General features: G+C 47.2%; 21 protein-coding genes. 9 read left to right on the top strand and 12 right to left on the bottom strand.

Annotated features, from left to right (window positions below; genetic code table 11):
• The first annotated feature begins 3 nt into the window (after positions 1-3).
• Positions 4-771: a tetratricopeptide repeat protein gene (locus K2Y22_16305; protein MBX9880021.1), complete on the top strand. Its 768-nt coding sequence runs from the start codon at positions 4-6 to the stop codon at positions 769-771.
• A gap of 3 nt (positions 772-774) precedes the next feature.
• Positions 775-2,466, top strand: a complete 1,692-nt coding sequence (locus K2Y22_16310) for a ribonuclease J (GenBank protein ID MBX9880022.1) — start codon at positions 775-777, stop codon at positions 2,464-2,466.
• Between the two features lies 1 nt (position 2,467).
• Here K2Y22_16310 and K2Y22_16315 read toward each other — a convergent pair whose 3' ends face one another.
• The 8 genes from K2Y22_16315 to K2Y22_16350 form a co-directional block, all read right to left on the bottom strand.
• A complete protein-coding gene (locus K2Y22_16315; GenBank protein MBX9880023.1) occupies positions 2,468-3,292 on the bottom strand; it encodes a hypothetical protein in 825 nt (274 codons plus the stop codon).
• A gap of 90 nt (positions 3,293-3,382) precedes the next feature.
• Positions 3,383-4,651, bottom strand: a complete 1,269-nt coding sequence (gene miaB, locus K2Y22_16320; protein ID MBX9880024.1) for a tRNA (N6-isopentenyl adenosine(37)-C2)-methylthiotransferase MiaB — start codon at positions 4,649-4,651, stop codon at positions 3,383-3,385.
• Between the two features lie 156 nt (positions 4,652-4,807).
• Entirely contained in the window at positions 4,808-4,948 is a 141-nt protein-coding gene (locus K2Y22_16325; protein MBX9880025.1) for a hypothetical protein, read from the bottom strand.
• A gap of 59 nt (positions 4,949-5,007) precedes the next feature.
• Positions 5,008-5,814 (bottom strand): FkbM family methyltransferase, encoded by an 807-nt coding sequence (locus K2Y22_16330; protein MBX9880026.1) that lies wholly within the window; start codon positions 5,812-5,814, stop codon positions 5,008-5,010.
• A 21-nt stretch (positions 5,815-5,835) separates the two neighbouring features.
• Entirely contained in the window at positions 5,836-7,257 is a 1,422-nt protein-coding gene (locus tag K2Y22_16335; protein ID MBX9880027.1) for a hypothetical protein, read from the bottom strand.
• A 122-nt stretch (positions 7,258-7,379) separates the two neighbouring features.
• Entirely contained in the window at positions 7,380-8,510 is a 1,131-nt protein-coding gene (locus K2Y22_16340) for a hypothetical protein (protein MBX9880028.1), read from the bottom strand.
• A gap of 114 nt (positions 8,511-8,624) precedes the next feature.
• Entirely contained in the window at positions 8,625-9,725 is a 1,101-nt protein-coding gene (gene ribD, locus K2Y22_16345; GenBank protein ID MBX9880029.1) for a bifunctional diaminohydroxyphosphoribosylaminopyrimidine deaminase/5-amino-6-(5-phosphoribosylamino)uracil reductase RibD, read from the bottom strand.
• On the bottom strand, positions 9,718-10,746 hold the full coding sequence (locus K2Y22_16350; GenBank protein MBX9880030.1) for a 6-phosphofructokinase: 1,029 nt from the start codon (positions 10,744-10,746) through the stop codon (positions 9,718-9,720). Before K2Y22_16350 ends, ribD begins: the two co-directional genes overlap by 8 nt.
• 189 nt (positions 10,747-10,935) lie before the next feature.
• Between K2Y22_16350 and K2Y22_16355 the strand changes: the two genes are divergently transcribed.
• From K2Y22_16355 to K2Y22_16380, 6 genes are all read left to right on the top strand, one after another.
• Positions 10,936-12,075, top strand: a complete 1,140-nt coding sequence (locus tag K2Y22_16355; protein ID MBX9880031.1) for an acetate--CoA ligase family protein — start codon at positions 10,936-10,938, stop codon at positions 12,073-12,075.
• Positions 12,076-12,090: 15 nt separating this feature from the next.
• Positions 12,091-12,972, top strand: a complete 882-nt coding sequence (gene sucD, locus K2Y22_16360) for a succinate--CoA ligase subunit alpha (GenBank protein ID MBX9880032.1) — start codon at positions 12,091-12,093, stop codon at positions 12,970-12,972.
• A 177-nt stretch (positions 12,973-13,149) separates the two neighbouring features.
• Entirely contained in the window at positions 13,150-14,085 is a 936-nt protein-coding gene (locus tag K2Y22_16365; protein MBX9880033.1) for a patatin-like phospholipase family protein, read from the top strand.
• Between the two features lie 24 nt (positions 14,086-14,109).
• Positions 14,110-14,958 (top strand): tetratricopeptide repeat protein, encoded by an 849-nt coding sequence (locus K2Y22_16370; GenBank protein MBX9880034.1) that lies wholly within the window; start codon positions 14,110-14,112, stop codon positions 14,956-14,958.
• Positions 14,959-14,973: 15 nt separating this feature from the next.
• Complete coding sequence (locus tag K2Y22_16375; protein ID MBX9880035.1) at positions 14,974-15,204, top strand: tetratricopeptide repeat protein; 231 nt, start codon at positions 14,974-14,976, stop codon at positions 15,202-15,204.
• Between the two features lie 54 nt (positions 15,205-15,258).
• Positions 15,259-15,501 carry a hypothetical protein gene (locus tag K2Y22_16380; protein ID MBX9880036.1) on the top strand — a complete coding sequence of 81 codons (243 nt, stop codon included), beginning with the start codon at positions 15,259-15,261 and terminating at the stop codon, positions 15,499-15,501.
• Here K2Y22_16380 and K2Y22_16385 read toward each other — a convergent pair.
• On the bottom strand, positions 15,498-15,998 hold the full coding sequence (locus K2Y22_16385; GenBank protein MBX9880037.1) for a flavin reductase family protein: 501 nt from the start codon (positions 15,996-15,998) through the stop codon (positions 15,498-15,500). The two genes, K2Y22_16380 and K2Y22_16385, sit on opposite strands and share 4 nt — an antisense overlap.
• A gap of 361 nt (positions 15,999-16,359) precedes the next feature.
• On the opposite strand from K2Y22_16385, the gene K2Y22_16390 reads away from it, so the two are divergent.
• Positions 16,360-16,782 (top strand): type II toxin-antitoxin system VapC family toxin, encoded by a 423-nt coding sequence (locus tag K2Y22_16390; protein ID MBX9880038.1) that lies wholly within the window; start codon positions 16,360-16,362, stop codon positions 16,780-16,782.
• 91 nt (positions 16,783-16,873) lie between these two features.
• On the opposite strand, the gene K2Y22_16395 is transcribed toward K2Y22_16390, so the two are convergent.
• From K2Y22_16395 to def, 3 genes are all read right to left on the bottom strand, one after another.
• A complete protein-coding gene (locus K2Y22_16395) occupies positions 16,874-18,232 on the bottom strand; it encodes a YvcK family protein (protein MBX9880039.1) in 1,359 nt (452 codons plus the stop codon).
• A complete protein-coding gene (locus tag K2Y22_16400; GenBank protein MBX9880040.1) occupies positions 18,229-18,741 on the bottom strand; it encodes a hypothetical protein in 513 nt (170 codons plus the stop codon). Before K2Y22_16400 ends, K2Y22_16395 begins: the two co-directional genes overlap by 4 nt.
• A 200-nt stretch (positions 18,742-18,941) precedes the next feature.
• Positions 18,942-19,517, bottom strand: coding sequence for a peptide deformylase (def, locus tag K2Y22_16405; GenBank protein MBX9880041.1), 576 nt, complete (start codon positions 19,515-19,517; stop codon positions 18,942-18,944).
• Positions 19,518-19,565: the final 48 nt, after the last annotated feature.

Below are 19,565 nucleotides of genomic sequence, written 5' to 3' on the forward strand. Positions count from 1 at the left end.
AACTTGTTTCGCTTCGAGAAAATCGTAACGCTGACTTTACTTGCAGTTTTCTCTTGCTCCGCGTCATACGCAGCCACCAAAGAATCGCGTGCGCATGCGGAGAGAGGTATCTCGCTCTACAATCAGGGCAAATACGATGCGGCAGCAGCCGAATTTCGCAAAGCTCTGGCAATTGATTCCAAAAGCGTCGACTATCACAACGACTTAAGTGCGGCTCTCAAAGCTCAGGGCAAGTTAAACGAAGCCATTAACGAAGCCAAAACATCCATCAAGTGTGCACCGGGACGCGCGATAAGTCATGCCAACTTGGCCAACTTACTATTTGAAGCAAAACAATATCCTGCCGCAGAAGCTGCTTACAAACAAGCAATTAAGCTTTCACCAAAGAGTGTCCAGTTCCACACCAACCTCGGCTTGTGTCTGAAGCTGGAAAACAAATCAGCCGAAGCCGAAAAGGAATATCGAGAAGCCCTTAAGCTAAAACCCAATGACACCGATGCTTCAGTTCATTTGGCAAGTTTATTGCGTGAAAAGAAAGACAAGAAATACAGAGACGAAATTGAAAAGCTCGCCCAACAAGCTGTAAAAAATGCACCAAAAGACGCAGAAGCTCATTTAGCATTGGCAAATGCACTCAAAGATAATCACAAAGATGCTGCTGCTATCAAGGAATACGAAGAGGTTTTGAAATTGAAGCCGAATCATCCGAGCGCAGCGAAAATCAAAGAGTTTATTGACTTTCTCAAAAACCGTCCAGACTCTCGAATATAAACGATGGCAACAAATACATCCACAGATCTCAAATATGACCGCTTATCGATAGTGCCACTTGGTGGACAGAGTGAACTCGGTCAAGTGTTGTGGATGATCAGCTATGCCGGAGAGATTCTCCTGGTCGACGCCGGTGCCGCGTACCCAGCCGAGGATATGCCTGGCGTAGATTTGCTTTTGCCGAACACGAATTTTTTGGAAGCGCATCAAGATCGCATAAAAGCATTGCTGCTGACAAACGGGCATGAAGAACACTCCGGTGGCGTGTCTTATCTTCTTAACCATTTGAATATTCCTCAACTTATGGGACCGCGATTTGTCACAACCCTTGTTTCGCAAGGACTGAAAAATTCCAACAACACTGCCATCGAAACAATTGAGATGAATCATCCATATCAGATAGGCAATTTCGAAATTGAGTGGATTCGCGTGAATGATGCAATTGCCGATGCCTGCGCTCTGCGAATAGGCACACCAGAGGGCAATATCATCTACACCTCCAGCTTTAAACTTGATCAGACCCCGGTTGACAACAGACTTCTGGATTTCAATCAGTTGGCGAAGCTCGGTGATGAGGGAGTTCTCTTACTAATTAGCGATTCGTCCGGCGTAGAAGCTGCCGGCTATACCGCATCAGAAAAGATAGTGGGACCCAATTTGGAAAAACACATCGCAAACGCAAAAGGACGTGCGGTTGTTGTGCTTCCGGGAACTAACACGCACCGAATGCAAATACTGTTTGATCTTGCCCAAAAGCTCAATCGTAAAGTTGTGCTTTACGGTGACACGCTATTACAAACAGCCGTTGTCGCGGTAATTACAGGCAACCTAGCTTATGACCGCAAAATAGAATCCAGCTTGGAAGACTTAAAAAAACTCAAAGACAATGAAGTTTTGATTGTAGCCACCGGTCCCGAAGGCGATGCCTTCAAAGCGCTCCATAATTTAGCTTACGACAAATACGACGATGTCAAATTGAAGGCAGGCGACACTGTTGTCTACAGTTCCGATATTACGCCGGGAAGATCCAGACAGATGGCTATGGTATTGGATCAGTTTTTGGCTCGTGATATTCATGCAGTACACGGCACTAGACAAAATGTGCATGTCTCTGCCCACCCGGCACAAGAAGACTTGAAGTTTATGCTTTCTATTGTCAAACCTCAGTTATTTATACCGGCTTTGGGCGAAGGTCGCCACATAATGCAACATGCACAATTAGCCATTGACTGGGGAATGCCGCCCGAATCGGTTTTCCCTCTGCAAAACGGCGAGATTTTGGAAATCTACGATGGTAATGCAAGCGTCGAAAACGACATTGAAGCTACAGGCGTGCTTTACAACAGAGACCAAGGCGAAAAGGTCACAACCTTCTCCGTCAAGGAAAGGCTGGTTTTGAGCATTGAAGGCGTAGTTACGATCGGCATTGTCGTCGGCACAAATAGGGAGTTGCTTTCGGGTCCAATTATCGAAGCAAATGGCTCGGGCTTCTTGCGTTCGGATACATGGCAGAAAGTCAAAGCGGACTTGCACAAGGCAGTTTTAGATGCGCATGCATTTTGGCGGACAACAAAAGACCCCGATATGAGTTCTTTACGCAGCCAAGTACGCGAAGTAGCAAACAAGACAATACGCGGGCAACTACAATCAAAGCCAGTCGTCCAAGTCCTTGTGCACGAGCTAGCGACTAACTAAATTACCAGCCGCCGCCGATGAAGATAGCGTTGCCTTCATTCAATAGAACGCCGCTGGTTTCAGCTGGAGCTACGGTAACTGGTTGCGACCAGAAGAGCGTCAGCCCCGGCACCTTGCGGCTGCCGGCTATCCACCAGGCTCCAGCTTGCACTTCGGCGAAGCCTTCACCGTTTTTGTCGATTGTGATTTGCACAGGATCAATACCATGACGAGCCGACTCGTTTTCTAAATCCGAATGCTTCTGGTTGTATTCGTGAAGCACTTGCGCATAGCGCATCATTCGCGCATTTTCTTCAGCGTTGATACGTTCACACTGAGTCTTTACATAAGGCACCATCTTGTGTATCCACGGATACACTGTAAAAATTGAATGCGGCACACTTTCACCGGTACGCTTTTGCGCAGCTTCCAGAGCGTGCTCCCAGCGAAAACCAAACATTGGGTAGGCGTATTCTTTGGAGCGGCGATTGTTGTAGCAGCACTGCATCAAATAGTCTTTGATTTGTCCATCATTAGTCGGCAGCGGTTCTGTTCTTGCCTTTAATTCCGGTGGCTTGACCGGATATGGATAAGCAGTAAGTTTGTCTTGCGGATTTTTATTGTACTGAACATTGATGCGAACTCTCAGCACAGCATTTTTAGGCTTGTGCTGTTCGGTATCGACAAGAATATCCAGTCCATCGATATTAATTTCACTAGGCGTATTTATGTGCTCAAAGCCAGGCATGGCTTTGTTGCCCGACGGCGTCTGCGCTGCAAATGCCGGTGCGGACACCTGAACAACGAGTGCCAGACTTATTAGTTTTCCCAGTCCTAGTTTTTTCATGCCTAGATCCTTCACTTTGGGCGTCCGCGACTCCCGCCTGACAGCCCACCTATTGTAGAGCTAGCAAAGGGGTTTTTCCCTAGATATATTTCATGAAACCAGCGAACCCCTCAAGGCCCAAGGGTTTGCGGCTTCTATGCGTACGTTTACCAATTTGCCAATAAGGCTGTCATCGCCCACGAAGTTAACAATTTTGTTGGTTCTAGTCCGCCCGCTGACCCGTTCAGGGTTTCTTTGGCTACGACCTTCAACCAGAACCTCACAAACGGTATCCAGGCAACGCTTATTGCGGCGGTGCGAAACTTCCGATACGACTGTGTTCAAAAAGCGCAGTCTTTCGTTTTTCACTTCTTCCGGCACTTGGTCAGGCCAGTTAGCTGCCGGCGTATGTGGACGTGGCGAGTAAGCCGCCGTGTTAACTGCATCAAAACACATCTCTTCCACTAAATTTACTGTGTTCATGAATTCCTGATCTGTTTCACCAGGAAAACCAACAATAAGGTCGCTTGTTAGTGCTGCATCAGGAATGCGATCGCGAACTTGGCTCGCTACTTTTCTGTAGAAGTCGACATTGTAACCACGCGCCATGCGTCGCAATGTTCTGTCGTCACCAGCCTGAATAGGCAAATGGAAATATTCGCAAGCACTAGGAACTTTTGCTACGGCATCAATAATTTCCGGATTTAGATCGCGCGGGTGACCGGTAAGAAAACGAATGCGTTTGATGGCATCTTGTTCACCAATCATTTCTATCAAATGTCCAAGATGTCTAACAGGATCTAAATCATGCCCGTAAGCAGTAACGTTTTGTCCAAGCAACGTCACTTCCTTGTAGCCGACATCGACAAGTTCTTTTATCTCTTGCAAGATAACGTCAGGCGTACGGCTTTTTTCTCTGCCGCGTACATAGGGAACTATGCAATAAGTACAGTTGTAATCACAGCCGTAAATTACCGACACCCAAGCACTGAAATCGTTTTGTCTAATTACAGGTGTCTCCGGCAAATCATCCGGCAACTCTGTAAACAGCTCAGCTATGCGCTCGCCCTTTTCCGCCTGCAAAACCAAATCAGGAAGCCTATGTAAGTTGTGTGTGCCGAAAACCAGATTGACATAAGAGCATCTCTTCAAAAGATCTTCGCCCATGTCTTGCGCGACACAGCCACCGACTGCAATAAGAGAGCCGTCTCTTTTATGCTTATTCCAATGGCCTAGATAACTAAATACTTTGTCCTCAGCACCTTCGCGAATGGCGCAAGTGTTGAGAATCATCAAGTCAGCGTTTTTTTCGTTGTCCGTCTGCGCATAGCCAATTTCATCAAGCAAACCAAGCATATGCTCAGAGTCAGACTTATTCATCTGACATCCAAATGTCTCAATGTAAACTTGCTTCGTAGCCAAATCTAGTACCGGCTTAGGAGCTGCTCTCTTTCTTTGATGCGCTCAAGCAGATTTTCACAGGAGTTGCGAATCCATTCCATGCGCCCTTCATGTGAGGATGGCACTTCGTGCTCTTCATGGATTTTCGGGTAGATCACCTCGGCACTGCCGTCTTGATTGTGATCCACGTACATCGTAAATTTCAACATTTCCCGCCCCGCCAGTAGGCTCACCGGATATCGCCAAGTTATAACTCATGGCCGGTGAGTCAGTCATTATATCGCCTCAAAGATAAGAGCACGCTCATTATGCGACTCTCATTTAATTGTCAGGCGCTAGAGGCAATTCTTGTGAATGGCTAAGACACAGCGCAACGATGGGTCTGCGAAGGGCGCCTTGAGAGGATGAAGTGAATGCCCGTGAAATAACAAAAAGTTATTCGCCATGAGAAATTCTTTTGTCTCTCTGCCACACCCATCTATTAGAACTGCTTTGACTCTATTCTTCTCAATAAGGTTACTTGCTCCAGCTAATATCTTCGTCTCGTGACCTTCGGCATCCAATTTAATTACTAGAGAATCACTGGCAAACGTAAAACTATCGAGACGTCTGCATTTGATTGTGTGTTGTTTGTCCAGAAGTTGTTTCATGCCGGAATGTTGCAGTGGTGCAAATGCACCGGATGTCACACCCTCACAAAAAATCATTTCTTCTTCTGCGTCGGATAGACCTAATTGATACAACTCGGCATCTTTTCCTGCCATTGTTTTTGTCAATCGAACAAACGTGTCAGGGTTCGGTTCGAAGGCGTACATTTTTACATCGGCAATGCTGCCCACACGCGACAATACTGACGAAAACAAACCCACATTGGCACCAACATCAATAAATGCATCGCCCTTTCTCAAGAGAAAAGCAATATTTATAAGAGGTCCAGTTTCGTCACGAAGCAGCGCGCACATCTGCACAAAATCATACGCACGGATACAACCAATTTCTTGTCTACTGTTTACATACAGCGGCGACCCAAAAAGATCTATCGTCTTGTCGTATTCAGGCACAAGCAAACTCGTCAAAAGCGAACGTAACTTCGGTCGATTGAGGATATGCTTGTAAAAGATGTTGTAAATCAGTCGCTGCATTTACGCAACATGATATAGCAGTTATGGTTGGACTTCAACGTCGACTATATCTTCGTGCGGTGCGCTTTTCGCAGCTGTTTTCGCCGCGCTTTCGCCTGCCTCTTCAACAACTTCACCTTGAACAGTATGTTCAGCTTGCTTAGCCCAAGGACGATCGCGCCATGAATTGAAGGCATCGCCGGCGCCACCGGCCTTCGGCTTGAATTGGCTGGCGCCATCTTCAAGCAGCCCGGCAACTGAACCTGCTTCACCTGCTGCACCTGCACGTCCGAAGCGCCCAAGTCCTTTTAAAGGCGCCAGCAACATAACGGCTTGAGCTGCAGTCTGCCCAAATGTTCTAGGATCTTTTAGATATTCTCCAGCTCGTCCTATGTCGGAACCAATATCGGGAGCACCACCGTAATAGTTGGCTGCAGTTGCTAGTGGATCTATCACCGCATGAGCAATGTCACCAGCGGTTCCAACCGGTGTCATTAAAGTACCGATGCCTCTAACCAGCATGTCACGCACAGCATGACCTGCATAATCAGTCGGCGCGATTGGTCCGAATACTTGATTCATTGTCTGCTCAGTTGCATTTTCTGCCTGCTGCACAATTGCATTTTCGGGTCGATGCGGAGAAACCAAGTTGGCTAGACCTATGACGGCGTGAGCAACTTCACCTACAAATCCGGACACTGCCTGTTCAGCCGGTTTTAGAAAATCCGGAGTAATTTGGTTAATAGCCCCATCAAAAGCTTGACCTATACCGTCAATAATTCCAATAGTTGCGTTGTGCATCATTTGGTCTCGTTCTGCCACCGTGAGATCCGGTGGATTTACGTTTTGCGGCTCGCCGGTGTTCGCAAATGCATTGCCCTGCATTCTTAGCTCAGCTTTTTCTTGCCCCGAGTACGAAGACATTTCTCTTTGTGCGTCTTTCTTCTCGTTGCCGTTGGCATCGTAATGAGAGACATATTTCTTGTCGTAATTGACGAACTTAAATTCACCATCTTTGCCGACAATCATTTGTCCGCGCATATGGGATTTGCCATCCGTCTGATTCCATTGGTTTGGATCTTTCTTGTCCCGCTCCCACTGGTGACCGTTTTTGTCAGTGTAGTTCGTTAGGTGTCCTTCTTTATCGTAAGTAAACTTGCGAGACTTGCCGTCTTCGTACTTCACTTCAGAGACGCGCTTATGACCATTGGGACCATCTTCGAGCGTCGCGCCATTTTTCGGTTTATCCGAATGCATTTTGCTGAAGTCGCTAACAATTTCCGTCTTAGCAAGGTGCCCTTTCTCCATTTGCTGTTGCGCCATAGCAATAGTTTGGCTGGCATCGGTCGCTTTATGATCTGCGTGATCTTTATAAGCCTGTTCGGATGAACCAGTCAGATTTTTGCTTTCCGGTTGCTTTGATTGTTTATCCGGCTTTTCATTTTGACGTTCGGCTGAACTCATGACTCAATACATCTCCCTAAACCTTGACCGAATGGCGATTTGGTCCACCCCATAATCTGATATACCCCTCGATGGCTCGTTTCTGGACAAATATGGGTCGGTGAAGGAATAAAGTTAATTTTCTAGGCTATGTCCGATGTACCGTAGGCAGAACTAGTCTTTCCGCCCGTCAGCCTATAGACCATTTCGCCATAAAAGCGAAACTTTTGACTATTGCGCTCTCTTGGCGGGATTGCTTGCATCTCCGACCTTAGTTGCTCAAGCGGCAATGCACTGATACGAGCTATTTCGGCAGGCTCAAGACCAAAATTGCGAGCAAAGGCGGCAATTTCTGCCGGCGTAAGCGGAGTCCCAGCCTGTTGGTCCACTGGTTGCGGTTTTGGTTCGCTAGTTGTTGCCGGTGGAATAGTTTGGTCTGGTTTCACAGGCTCCGGCTTCTCGGGCTCCGGTTGCGGTTTTGGCTCGGTAGATGTCTCTGGTGGAACACTTTGATCTGGCTTCACCGGATCCGGCATCTCTGGCTCTGGCTGCGGTTTTGGCTCGGCAGACGTCTCTGGTGGAACAGTTGGATCTGGCTTCACCGGATGCGTATCCGGCTGCGGTCTTGGCTCGGAAGTTGCCTCCGGAGGTAGAGGTTGATCTTGCTTTGGTTTTTCCAGTGAATCTTGAGGCAAGCCAGTGGCAGCAAATTGCTTGCCGGCAGCTTCAAGAGCAATCAAATCTTCTTTGGAGTACTCATCATATTTTTTCTGCGCATCAACCTTTTCTTTTCCGTCAGCACCATAATGCGAAACATAGTCCTTATCATGATTGATAAAGGTAAACGAACCGTCCTTACCGACAATCATTTCACCATGCAAAACACTTTTGCCATCTTGCTGCGTCCATGCATCAGGTGCCGAAAATTTCCAAAGGTGTCCATCCTTATCTTTATACGTGTCTATCTGACCGTCTTTGTAAGTGAATTGTCTGGATGTGCCATCTGCATAGTTAATTGACTCAACCCGTCCGTTCTCATCCAACACTGGCGGATTGGGCGGAGCATCAGACAGCTTTTCGAGTGCGCTATCGTGAAACTCTACTGGCGGCAAAGTACCGTCCCCAGCATTCTTGAAGCGGTGACTGTCAGCATCATAAGCAAGCTTTGATTGAGCGTAAAGGTCGGCTACCGATCCACCTGAATGTGTATCGAAAGCATCTGTACGAAACTTGGGTAAGTCCAAATCTGTAGAGTCTTGTTCTGGTCTAAACATCGGACCCTCTCCTAGTAATCAACCGCTCGGCAATCCGTTGGAACGGCTGTAGTCACTAACTATCCAGCCCAGGGCAAACCTGGACAGCAGAGCAGATTAAATGTAGCAATTCGTTTAGAGCCGCGGCTCAACCAAGCCCTGGACCAGAATGTCGCTCCCCAGGGTGCTTATTTTCATTTGCCGAAGATTAAAGGCTTGGGTCAACAGCACTTCGGAAACATTTGCCACAGCAGGAATGGAATTAGCATCGGAAATAATCTTCGGCGCAATCAACCATTGCACTTCATCAACCAGTCCTGACTCCAAAAGGCTACCCGCCAATCGACTACCGCCTTCGCAAAGAACACTCTGCACGTCTCTTTCCAAAAGCCCTCTCAAAACTAATTGCAAATCGAGTCCGGCCGCATTGCTTTTCACCGCAACTATCTCTACATCTGAAAAAATCTTGTTGTCGCGTAGAGATTCTTCACTGCAGAAAATTATTGTCTTGCCGCCGGTTGTTTTCTGGAAGACTTTCATTGCCGGATCGAGTTTGAGTTTTGAGTCGACTATAACTCGAACAGGATCTCGACTTCCTCGAATGTCGCGAACATTCAGTTGTGGATCATCTTTTATCGCCGTGTGTGCGCCTACCATAACCGCATCATATTCATTGCGTAATTGATGAACATGCGCGCGCGCTTCAGCGCCCGTAATCCATCTACTATTGCCATGCCTGTCGGCAATTCTTCCATCAAGGGTTGTAGCCAATTTCAAACAAACCCATGGCAAACCGGTCTTAATACGTTTTACAAAAGCTCTGTTGAGCCATTGGCACTCATCTTCAAGTACACCAACTCTTGTCTCGATGCCGGCATCATTAAGTTGTTTGATACCACCACCGGCAACTTTGGGATTGGGATCGCCCATTCCGATGACTACTCGTTTCACGCCACTGGCAATAACCGCCTCGGAACAAGGAGGTGTGCGACCATGATGACAGCATGGTTCAAGATTGACATACAAAGTCCCGCCACGCGCTGCATCGCCTGCTTCTTTTATCGCGTGCACTTCAGCATGAGGTGTGCCTGCCTTTTCGTGAAAGCCAGAGCCGACAACTTTGCCGGTAGCATCGACAATTACCGATCCCACCATCGGATTAGGAGAAGTCCTGCCTGTAGCTTTACTAGCAAGCTCCAAGCAGGACAACATGTGGACTATGTCAATATCATCCAAAAAAGACTTCCGCCACTTTGTTGTAGAGACTCATATCAAGTGTCTTCAGTTTACCGACGCCGGCTTCGATTGGCACATCGACTATCTGGCTGCCATTCAAAGCAACCATGCGACCAAACTTGTTGGAATGAACAAGCTCAGCAGCAGCTACGCCAAAGCGTGTTGCCAAAACGCGATCAAATGCAGTCGGTGATCCACCACGCTGAATGTGACCGAGCACTACAGCACGTGTTTCACACCCTGTTTCTTTCTCAATTATTTTGGACAGACGTTCGCCAATGCCACCGAGAATTACGTGACCGAAAGCATCAACTTCTTGAGACTTAAGCACTTCTTCGTCTTGCAACTTAGCGCCTTCTGCGACAACGATAATCGAATAACGGTGTCCTTGCTTCTTACGCTTATTAACAACTTCAACTACATCTTTCAATGCAGTCGCTTTTTCCGGCACCATGATGTAGTGAGCGCCACCAGCTATGCCGCCGTAGCAAGCGATCCAACCAGCGTGACGTCCCATTACTTCGCAGACGAGAACTCTGTCGTGTGATTCAGCTGTTGTGTGCAATCTATCAATACACTCGGTAACGATACTTACAGCTGTATCAAAACCAAAGGTAAAGTCGGTTGCATCCAAGTCGTTATCAATTGTCTTTGGAACACAAACAATATTCAAACCGAAATCTTTGTTCAATTTAAAAGCAACACCGCAAGTATCTTCACCACCGACAGCAATTAATGCGTCTAATTTATTGGCTTTCAAATTTTCAACAATCTTTTGCGGGCCGCCTTCAACTTTGTACGGATTGGTACGCGAAGTTTTGAGAATTGTGCCACCTTGCTGCAACAAGTTGTATGTATCATCAAGCGCAAGCGGCATCGTCTTATTCTCGATAGGACCACGCCAGCCTTCCATGAAGCCGATTACTTCAGAACCTTTTTCATGGCTGCGTGTTACGACAGCACGAATAACTGCATTAAGACCTGGGCAATCACCACCACCCGTTAATATGCCAATCCGCATTCGTATCTCCTTGTTTAAAGCGCATAGGATCAGTAGCTTCGCTTGCCATCTGTCCGTTCATCCGTTCAAATGAATAATCAATTTTACAGTTAAGTCCCTATTTCGTTGCTCTAACAAGGCTTCATGATCTACACTAAACCTCATCGATAGCAAACCCCGACTGCGCCCAACTGGGCTGGAGGCTGGCACTTGAATCTCTACGAATATGAAGCGAAAGAAATCTTTGCTGACTATGGCATCACCATTCCGCCTGGTGTGCGCATTACCAAACCTGAACAATTGGCTGGAATACACTTCGGATATCCACTGACACTAAAATGTCAGGTGCTCACTGGTGGACGCGGCAAAGCCGGCGGCATCAAGTTCGGTAAGGACTTAAAAGACGCTCAAGCTCTTGCCAAGGATCTCCTCCAACTTTCCATCAAAGGCATCAAGACAGACAGTCTTTTGGTTGAGCCAAAAGTTGCTATCGCCAAAGAGCTTTACTTGGCAGTCACACTCGATCGCTCACGCGGTTGCCCAATTTTCATTGCCAGCGCCGAAGGCGGCGTAGAAATTGAATCATCAGGCAAAGTTGTCACAATGCCGATTCCATATCCGTTCCATCCATATGTAGCGCGCGAGTTGGCCAAGCAGTTGGGACTTTCTAAAAAGGTTCTCAATAAAGTTGCTGACATTGCCACCAAACTTTATCAGTGCTACGACGAATTGGATCTCGATCTGGCTGAAATCAATCCTTTGGTTATCACGGAAGGCGACGATGTCTTGGCACTCGACGGCAAGATTGTCGTCAACGATGACTCAATAGACAGACATCCGGAATTCCAAGGTTGGGAAAAGGATCACCTCGCCGGTCTTAGCGATCGCGAAGCTCGCGCAAAAATGCTCGGCTTGAACCTAGTCGAATTGGACGGCAATATCGGTATTCTCTGCAACGGCGCAGGACTAACAATGGCCACCATGGACATGGTCAAATACTTCGGCGGAGAGCCGGCCAACTTCTTGGATGTTGGCGGCGGCTCCGATAAAGACAAGACACTCTTTGCTTTGGATATCGTCAATGAGAATCCGGACGTAAAAGTAATCTTGTTGAACATCCTGGGTGGTATCACTGCCTGTGATGAAGTTGCTGGAGCTCTGATTGAATTCATCAAACAGAATCCGCATCGTCAAATGGTTGTCCGTCTACGCGGCAACAATCAAGACAAGGCAGCAGAAATGCTTGCTAAATCAGGATTGAAACTGATACCGGATTTGGAAACAGCTGTAAAAGAAGCTGTGGCTAAATCAAAATCAATTGCTTCTACTAAAGAAGTAGCAAAAGTATAAAGGGGCGAATAAACAATGATTTTAGTTAACAAAGAAACCAAAGTTATCGTGCAAGGCGCCACCGGAAAGATGGGCGCAACTCATACCAAACGTATGCTCGATTACGGAACCAAAGTCGTTGCCGGTGTTACACCAGGCAAAGGCGGAGAAACAATTCATGGCGTGCCTGTTTATGACACGGTTGCTGAAGCAGTAAGAGCAACAGGTGCCGATTGCTCAGTCAGCTTTGTGCCACCATACTTGGCACTCGATGGCGGCTGCGAAGCAATTGATGCAGGCGTCGGTCTTGTTTGTGTGATTACCGAAGGTATTCCACCAAATGACACAGCTAAATTGGTTGCTGAAGCTAAGCGCAAAGGCATTCAACTAGTTGGACCGAACTGCCCTGGAATTATTTCCCCAGGAGCAAGCCTTATTGGTATTTTGCCAGGCAATATTTTCAAGCCAGGAAAAATCGGCATGATTAGCCGTAGCGGCACATTGACCTACGAAATTGCTTTGGCTTTGAGCGAAAACGGTCAGGGTCAATCAACTTGCGTAGGCATTGGTGGCGACCCTGTTAAAGGCATGGGCAATCTTGAACTGCTAAGCATGTTCAATGATGATCCAGGCACCGAGCTAATTGTTCTAATCGGTGAAATTGGCGGTACGGCTGAAGAGGAAGCTGCTGCCTACATCAAGAAGAACATCCGCAAGCCGGTCGTTGCCTACATCGCCGGACAAACCGCACCTCCAGGAAAGCGCATGGGTCACGCCGGTGCCGTCATTGAAGGTGGTAAGGGCACAGCTGAGTCCAAGATGAAAGCCTTCAAGGAAGTGGGCATCGAAGTAGCCGTCACTCCGATTGAAGTCGTTGAGCTGGTCAACAAGGCTGCCAAGCAGTTGGTCAGCAAGTAATTGCGGCAATTTGCACAAAGGGAACCCCGGCATGGCTGGGGTTCCCTTTTATATGTTGAGTCAGATCATTAATTAAGCTACACTAATATTTAGTAGCTTATAAATAGAACTTTCGGCGGGGTCAGACCTCTACTTGTCATCCCGCATAATAGAAGAAGCCCCGTCCCACGATACACAATGACCGACGACAAGAAAAAGACGAACAAGGAAATCAAAAAGCCAAAGACCGCATTGGTCCTTCCAGGTGGTGGCGGCCGCGGCGCCTACCAAGTCGGCGTAGCCAAAGCATTTAAAGAACAAGGCATTGAATTCGACATGGCGTTCGGCACCAGTATCGGCGCCCTCAATGCTTCGCTTATCGCACAGGATGCAATTCCACGCCTAGAACTTCTCTGGACTTCTCTGCGTCCAAAAGACATTTTCCGTTTGCCGTCTGCAATGCAATTGGGAACAATGATCGTCGGACAAGCTTTAGGACTACTCGATACATCACCACTCGAGCAACTTTTGTTGCGCGAATTGGATCTGCAGAAACTAAAAGCCAGCAAAACAAAAGTTGGTTTCGTCACAACAGATCTCTGTAGTCTTCGCACAAGATTCATTACCATCGATGACATCATGTCGACAAACGAACTTGTAGATGCCTTGATGGCAACATCTGCTGTACCAATGGCATTTCCACCCAGACACTTGCACGGCAAAGGTCTATGGGTAGATGGCGGCTTAGTACGCAACACGCCACTACAAGCAGCAATTGACGCAGGCGCCCAAGAAATTTTCATGGTTCTTCTGCACCCTGAAACAATTGATGCATGTCCTACAAACTTATTCCAAGTATTAGTACGCTGTCTCGATATTTTGCTTGATGCATCCGCACGCAAAGAAATTGAACTAGCCAATCTATACAACAGACTAATCGAAGAAGGCGCGTCTGAAGCTGAGGGTATGCACAAAGTAAACATCCACGTCGTGCAACCACGTAAACCAGTGAACACAACATTGCTGGAAATAGATCCCGAACGCTCTCGCTTCCTCGTCAAGCAAGGCTACGAAGACGCGATGGAACAATTAGTCACCATCTATCAAAATGGACAACGAGTACCCGCAGTTTAGAAAGCGTGTCAGAACTTTATTGCCATGAATACCCGTAAAGGTCTTCTCAAAAATCAAATTGTCCTCCTTACCTCCGTCATTGTCTTTGCTGCCGGTCCGACCGCAGCGGCCGATAGCAACAGTTTGACCGAGCAGGGAAATCAGCTAATAAAGCAACACGAATTCAATAGGGCAATCAATTGTCTCAACCAGGCAATACAGCTAAATCCAAACAACGCAGAAGCATATGCATATCGGGCCGATGCACAGATTGGATTAGTCAATTCAGAGCAAGCTCTGAAGGATGCCAATCAATCACTTCGCCTGAACCCGAAATCAGCGCATGCTTATGTTGCACGTAGCTCCGCTTACATTGTCGATGGTCAATACAAAAAGGCTATTGAAGACAATACTAAGGCATTGGCGATTGATCCAAAATTTGCCCCTGCATATATCTTGCGCGGTTGGTACTATTTCGAACACCGAAATTATCAACTCAGCATTGAATCATATACCAAAGCAATTGAACTAAAGCCTGAATATTCCCGCCCTTTCGCCATTCGAGGAAAGGTGTACAACGCTATGGGGCAATATCAAAAAGCAATTGAGGATTGCACAAGAGCTTTACAGCTCGATCCAAAATGTGATGTGTCCTATTTCATTCGCGCCAAGGCATACACTTCTCTCAAACAACATCAAAAGGCAGCGGACGATCTTGCTCAAGCAGAAGCATCCAATCCAAAAGACCCATGGATTTATATGAACCGCGGACTTTATTTTGAAGAACGAGGGCAACACAGAGAGGCTATTGCGGATTTCACCAAAGCTATAGAACTCAAACCAGGCTACGGACTCGGTTACAACAATCGCGGCTGGTGTTTTGCACAGCTCTGACAATATGAGAAGGCAATGGACGACTACAATAAGTCCATCAAGCTAAATCCGAAATACACTCACTTTTATAGTAATCGCGGGTACACCTTCGGTCAGATGGGACAATACCAAAAGGCGATTGAAGATTTTAACAAGACCATCCAACTCGATAATTCCGACTCGATTGCATACAATTGCCGTGGCTACACTTTGACACAGATGGGACAGCACGAGAAGGCGATTCAAGACTTCGACAAGGCGATATGACTCAATCCTGAATACGCGCCATTTTATTACAACCGTGGTTATTCACTAGCTCAATTGGGAGAGCATAAGGGAGCGGTAGAAGATTTCGGCAAGGCAATTCAACTCTCGCCTGACCTTAAAACAGCACACCGATATCGTGCTGAATCTTACCTGATGCTAGGTCAACCAATAAGTGCTCTAAAGGATTTCTTCGAAAGCCTCACCGCGAAATCCCAACGCGCAGTGACGCTCGACTGCCTGGTGCTCTTTTTATTGGTACTCTGTTTAAAACTTTTAGCGTCGAGGTCAAAGACTTAGTACTGAAAGCCGTTATTGCGCAAATGTACTAGTGGCTCGTCTTCATTCAGAATGCCACCGTTTGTTACTTCACCTAGAAGTACAACGTGATCGCCTGCATCTGTTGTACTGCGTATTATTAGATTCATGAATGCTACGCATTTCGCTAGAATTGGTCCAGCCTCAGGATTTGATACCACTTCCAGTCCTTCGAAGCGATCCATGCCTTCAGCAAATGGCTTAGCGAAATTCTTGAACATGTCCATGTTTTTCTTGGACAAGACGTTCAGTGTAAAAGTCTTTCCAACAGCCATCGCATCCATTACGTGCGTGCGCTCTTTTTTAATAACAACAGTGAGCATTGGCGGCTCAAAAGCGGCTTGCGACACCCAAGAAAGCAAGATGCCGTCTTTGTGTCCGTTGTGATTCATTGTGGCAACGTAGACGCCTGACGCAATACGCCCAATGGCTTTGCCGATTGCCTGTTTGTCACCTTGGTTAATAGTTGAATTTGTCATAGGCCAACATTACCGCCAATACGGCGCACCGTCATTAAGGTCGGTTAAATCGATTCAGAACACAGCCCCGCTTGACATATCGATCGTATGTAATTATAATGTGTATATAAATGATGTACAAAAGTGAGTAACAAGTGTCTTATCGCGTCAACGTAATACTCGAAGATCAAGTTTGGGAAAGTCTCAAGACTGTGCCGCGCGGAGAACGCAGCAAGCTTATTAACCAAGCGATTGCCGATCGACTACTAATGAGACGACGTGCACAGGTGGCGAAAGAAATGGATGAGCTGAGAAGCAAATTGCCAACACTTGACTCTCAAGAAACCCTCGATTTAATTAGGTCAGACCGAAGGCGCACCAAATGACTGTCGTCGTTCCAGACGCGTGCGTATTGATTAAGTGGGTCGTAAACGAGTCAGATCAGATTGCACAGTTAAAAGCAGGTTCTATTCTGCAGGCAGCAATCAAGGACGAGTTGCAACTCAAAGTACCATCATTGTGGTTATTCGAAGTTGGTAATACCCTCGGGCGACAACTACCCAAACACGCTGCCATTCTAATTGAAAAGCTCGTGCGCTTTGGACTGGATGAGCCTTTGTGGACAACAGATTGGCTTAATCAGACTCTATCAATTAGCTCCAAGTACAAAGTCACCTTCTACGATGCTTCGTACCATGCGCTAGCTATAACAGAAGGTGGCACATTCGTAACAGCGGATCTTGAATATGCCCGCAAGACTAAAAGCTTAGGGTCGGTAATTTATCTAAATGATTGGCAAGACTAGCATGGCGTGAGATCCTCCGCCCAAGCCTGCCCTGAGGAAACCCAAAGGGTCCCAGGATGACGCACAAATGCGTACTTCGTTGAACTCGTGATTAAAACAGCGATGCTACACGACGGCGAAGCGGAACCGGCTTGCCATTGCGGCGTTTGTTACGTTTACGACGAGAGTACCAGAAAATAAGAGCTTCCGCCAACTGAGTAGCATCGTGTTGCGACGGATTGTCGTGACTTACTACGTTGCGTTTAATTGGACGCACTCCTAGATCACGCACATGGTTTGGATCGTAGGTGACAAAATTTGGTGAAGCATCAGGAGACCCTTCTTCCGGAATATCCTCGTTCACTAATACCGCATCAACAAATTTATAGCCTTCGCCCATGGCACAGCCGGAATGTTCAAGCAATGCTTTGACGTGATCACCAACTGTATAGCCTGTTGTTTCACCAGGTTCAGTCATTACGTTGCAGACGTAAATTCGGCGAGCAGATGTCTGTCTAATCGCTTCTGATACTCCCTGTACAAGCAAGTTCGGAATTATCGATGTATACAAACTACCAGGACCAAGCACAACCAAGTCGGCATTCATGATTACATCAATAGCATCAGGTGCCGGCTCCGGATTTGCCGGGTCAACCGACATGCGAGCGATGTGTCCATTCGCTTCAGCAATGTGCGACTCACCACGCACTTCTCTGCCATCTTCCAGTTTCGCAACCAATGTTATGGAATTGAGCGTTGACGGCAAAACTTGTCCACGACTATTCAGAACGCGGCTGGCAACTTTCACGGCTTGAAGCATGTCGCCATGTGTAATTTCGCAAAGCGCGGTCAGGAATAAATTACCGAAGCTGTGCCCTTCCAGTCCTTGCCCAGTTTGAAAGCGATAACGGAAAAGTTCAGTTACCAATTTTTCTTCATCGGCTAATGCAGTAATACAGTTGCGGATATCACCCGGAGGCAGAACACCCATTTCTTCACGCAAGCGTCCTGACGATCCACCGTCATCGCCTACTGTGACAATTGCAGTCAAATTGTTGGTATAGACTTTTAGACCTTTCAATAAGTTGGCTAGCCCCGTACCGCCACCTATGACTACAATGCGTGGTCCTGTCTCCAACTGGGCACGGCGCAACAAGATGTCGGGAATAGATTCTCTGTCTTCCGGTAAATAGGACGCTACTACGTAAGTAAGCGTTCTGGCAAAAGCCACGCTAATAAGTACCGCCCCAACTGAAATTGCCAAAATGCCGCTTATTCTGTGCGGCAATACATCGGCCGCATGTTCAAGAATTTCACGAATGAAAACACCCGTCAGGGTAATTGGGTGAAAGCCCAGAAGCAGGAGCACACCCAGAACGATAACCAGGACACCCAAAAGCACAAATAGGATGTATCGCTTTAGTCCCGGCAAAGTCAGTCGCTTAAGTTTATGCGCTAATTCCTTGTTCATGACCTCTCCTCGCGGTTTGGTCGCATAGCTTCCTGTCCAGTGAGTCCTTCATCGGTAACGCAAGACTCGGCAAAGCCAATATTCAGTTCGCGATGTTGCTTCGCTACTTTGTACTGCGGCAACGCATCCTTAAGCCTGGCAGCTAACGCCTCGACAATAGTTGTTGAACGATGCTGTCCGCCGGTACAACCAATGGCGACGGTAAATTCACGCCATTTACCATCAGCAAATCTAGGCAGAATAGTGCAGAGCATCGAGGAAAGCGTATTCAAAAAATCTTGTGCCAGTGCTTGACGTAAAACGTAATCGCTAACCGGCTTGTCCAACCCGGTCAATGGTCTTAACGTTTCTTCCCAATAAGGATTTTGCAGGAAACGCACATCAAAAACCATGTGCGCTGGAGGCGGCGGTCCTTGTTTGTAGCCAAACGAAGTGATGGTGACCTCGAGGACATTGCTGCCCACAGATCCATCAACTGCGATCTTGCTTTTAGCCAAGTCTTGATTCAATTCCACTTCACCGGGACAACAAAAGTATATCCTAGTCCGATTGTAATGCCGCCGATGGTAATCCGCGCTGTTTTCAACCACTTCTTACTGTATTTTTACGCTCCGGCTGCGTTACACTCCGCCTTCGCTAGCCATCCGACCTTCCACGCTTCACTCCGCATCGCTCCTCGCGACGCTGCGTTCTCGCTGTAGCTTTGACACTACCCGATTAGTGCTTTCTGTGAATTGGCATCTACAACGATTGTTTCGTCCTTGTGTGCAACTTCAACAGCGACTCCATCAAAGCCATGCTTGGTTAGTTCCAAATCAGCTACAAGCTTCGATACAGCCTTATCGATGAAGAGCTGACCATCGAGGTGATCCATTTCATGTTGAATGGCACGGCAAAGTAAATCACCTTTAGCTTCTAATTTTTGCTCTTTGCCGGCGAGGTTGTGATAGCGAACAACAACGCGGCTAGCGCGGCGCACTTCAAAAAAGACATCAGGGAAGCTCAAGCAACCTTCCAAGCCGACCATTTCGCCATCAGCTTCAACAATCTTAGGGTTGATGAAGACGATTGGGCGCCGCGGCTCATCTGTCGGAGCCACGTCGATAACCATCATCTGCTTAGAAATGCCTACCTGCGGAGCAGCGAGTCCAACTCCGTTGTGTTCATACATGGTCTCGAGCATGTCATTAGCTAGTTTGCGCAGCGAATTGTCAAAAGAACTTATCTTTTTGGCATGCTGACGCAGTACATCGTCTGGAAAATAGCGTATTTCTAAGTTTGCCATATTGGTGTCCCTGTGGGCTTCCTGCCCGATATTAGCATACCCTTGGCA

This window comes from Candidatus Obscuribacterales bacterium (assembly GCA_019744775.1).
In the GTDB taxonomy this organism is placed as follows: Bacteria; Cyanobacteriota; Vampirovibrionia; order Obscuribacterales; family Obscuribacteraceae; genus SBAT01.

Excerpts from the sequence above, each read along its gene's own strand:
- def (MBX9880041.1), bottom strand. The coding sequence starts at position 19,517 with ATGGCAAACTTAGAAATACGCTATTTTCCAGACGATGTACTGCGTCAG.
- K2Y22_16350 (MBX9880030.1), bottom strand. The coding sequence starts at position 10,746 with ATGCGGATTGGCATATTAACGGGTGGTGGTGATTGCCCAGGTCTTAAT.
- K2Y22_16335 (MBX9880027.1), bottom strand. The coding sequence starts at position 7,257 with ATGAGTTCAGCCGAACGTCAAAATGAAAAGCCGGATAAACAATCAAAG.
- K2Y22_16375 (MBX9880035.1), top strand. The coding sequence starts at position 14,974 with ATGGACGACTACAATAAGTCCATCAAGCTAAATCCGAAATACACTCAC.
- K2Y22_16340 (MBX9880028.1), bottom strand. The coding sequence starts at position 8,510 with ATGTTTAGACCAGAACAAGACTCTACAGATTTGGACTTACCCAAGTTT.
- miaB (MBX9880024.1), bottom strand. The coding sequence starts at position 4,651 with ATGAATAAGTCTGACTCTGAGCATATGCTTGGTTTGCTTGATGAAATT.
- K2Y22_16330 (MBX9880026.1), bottom strand. The coding sequence starts at position 5,814 with ATGCAGCGACTGATTTACAACATCTTTTACAAGCATATCCTCAATCGA.
- K2Y22_16315 (MBX9880023.1), bottom strand. The coding sequence starts at position 3,292 with ATGAAAAAACTAGGACTGGGAAAACTAATAAGTCTGGCACTCGTTGTT.
- K2Y22_16365 (MBX9880033.1), top strand. The coding sequence starts at position 13,150 with ATGACCGACGACAAGAAAAAGACGAACAAGGAAATCAAAAAGCCAAAG.
- K2Y22_16390 (MBX9880038.1), top strand. The coding sequence starts at position 16,360 with ATGACTGTCGTCGTTCCAGACGCGTGCGTATTGATTAAGTGGGTCGTA.
- sucD (MBX9880032.1), top strand. The coding sequence starts at position 12,091 with ATGATTTTAGTTAACAAAGAAACCAAAGTTATCGTGCAAGGCGCCACC.
- K2Y22_16310 (MBX9880022.1), top strand. The coding sequence starts at position 775 with ATGGCAACAAATACATCCACAGATCTCAAATATGACCGCTTATCGATA.
- K2Y22_16325 (MBX9880025.1), bottom strand. The coding sequence starts at position 4,948 with ATGACTGACTCACCGGCCATGAGTTATAACTTGGCGATATCCGGTGAG.
- K2Y22_16395 (MBX9880039.1), bottom strand. The coding sequence starts at position 18,232 with ATGAACAAGGAATTAGCGCATAAACTTAAGCGACTGACTTTGCCGGGA.
- K2Y22_16370 (MBX9880034.1), top strand. The coding sequence starts at position 14,110 with ATGAATACCCGTAAAGGTCTTCTCAAAAATCAAATTGTCCTCCTTACC.
- K2Y22_16385 (MBX9880037.1), bottom strand. The coding sequence starts at position 15,998 with ATGACAAATTCAACTATTAACCAAGGTGACAAACAGGCAATCGGCAAA.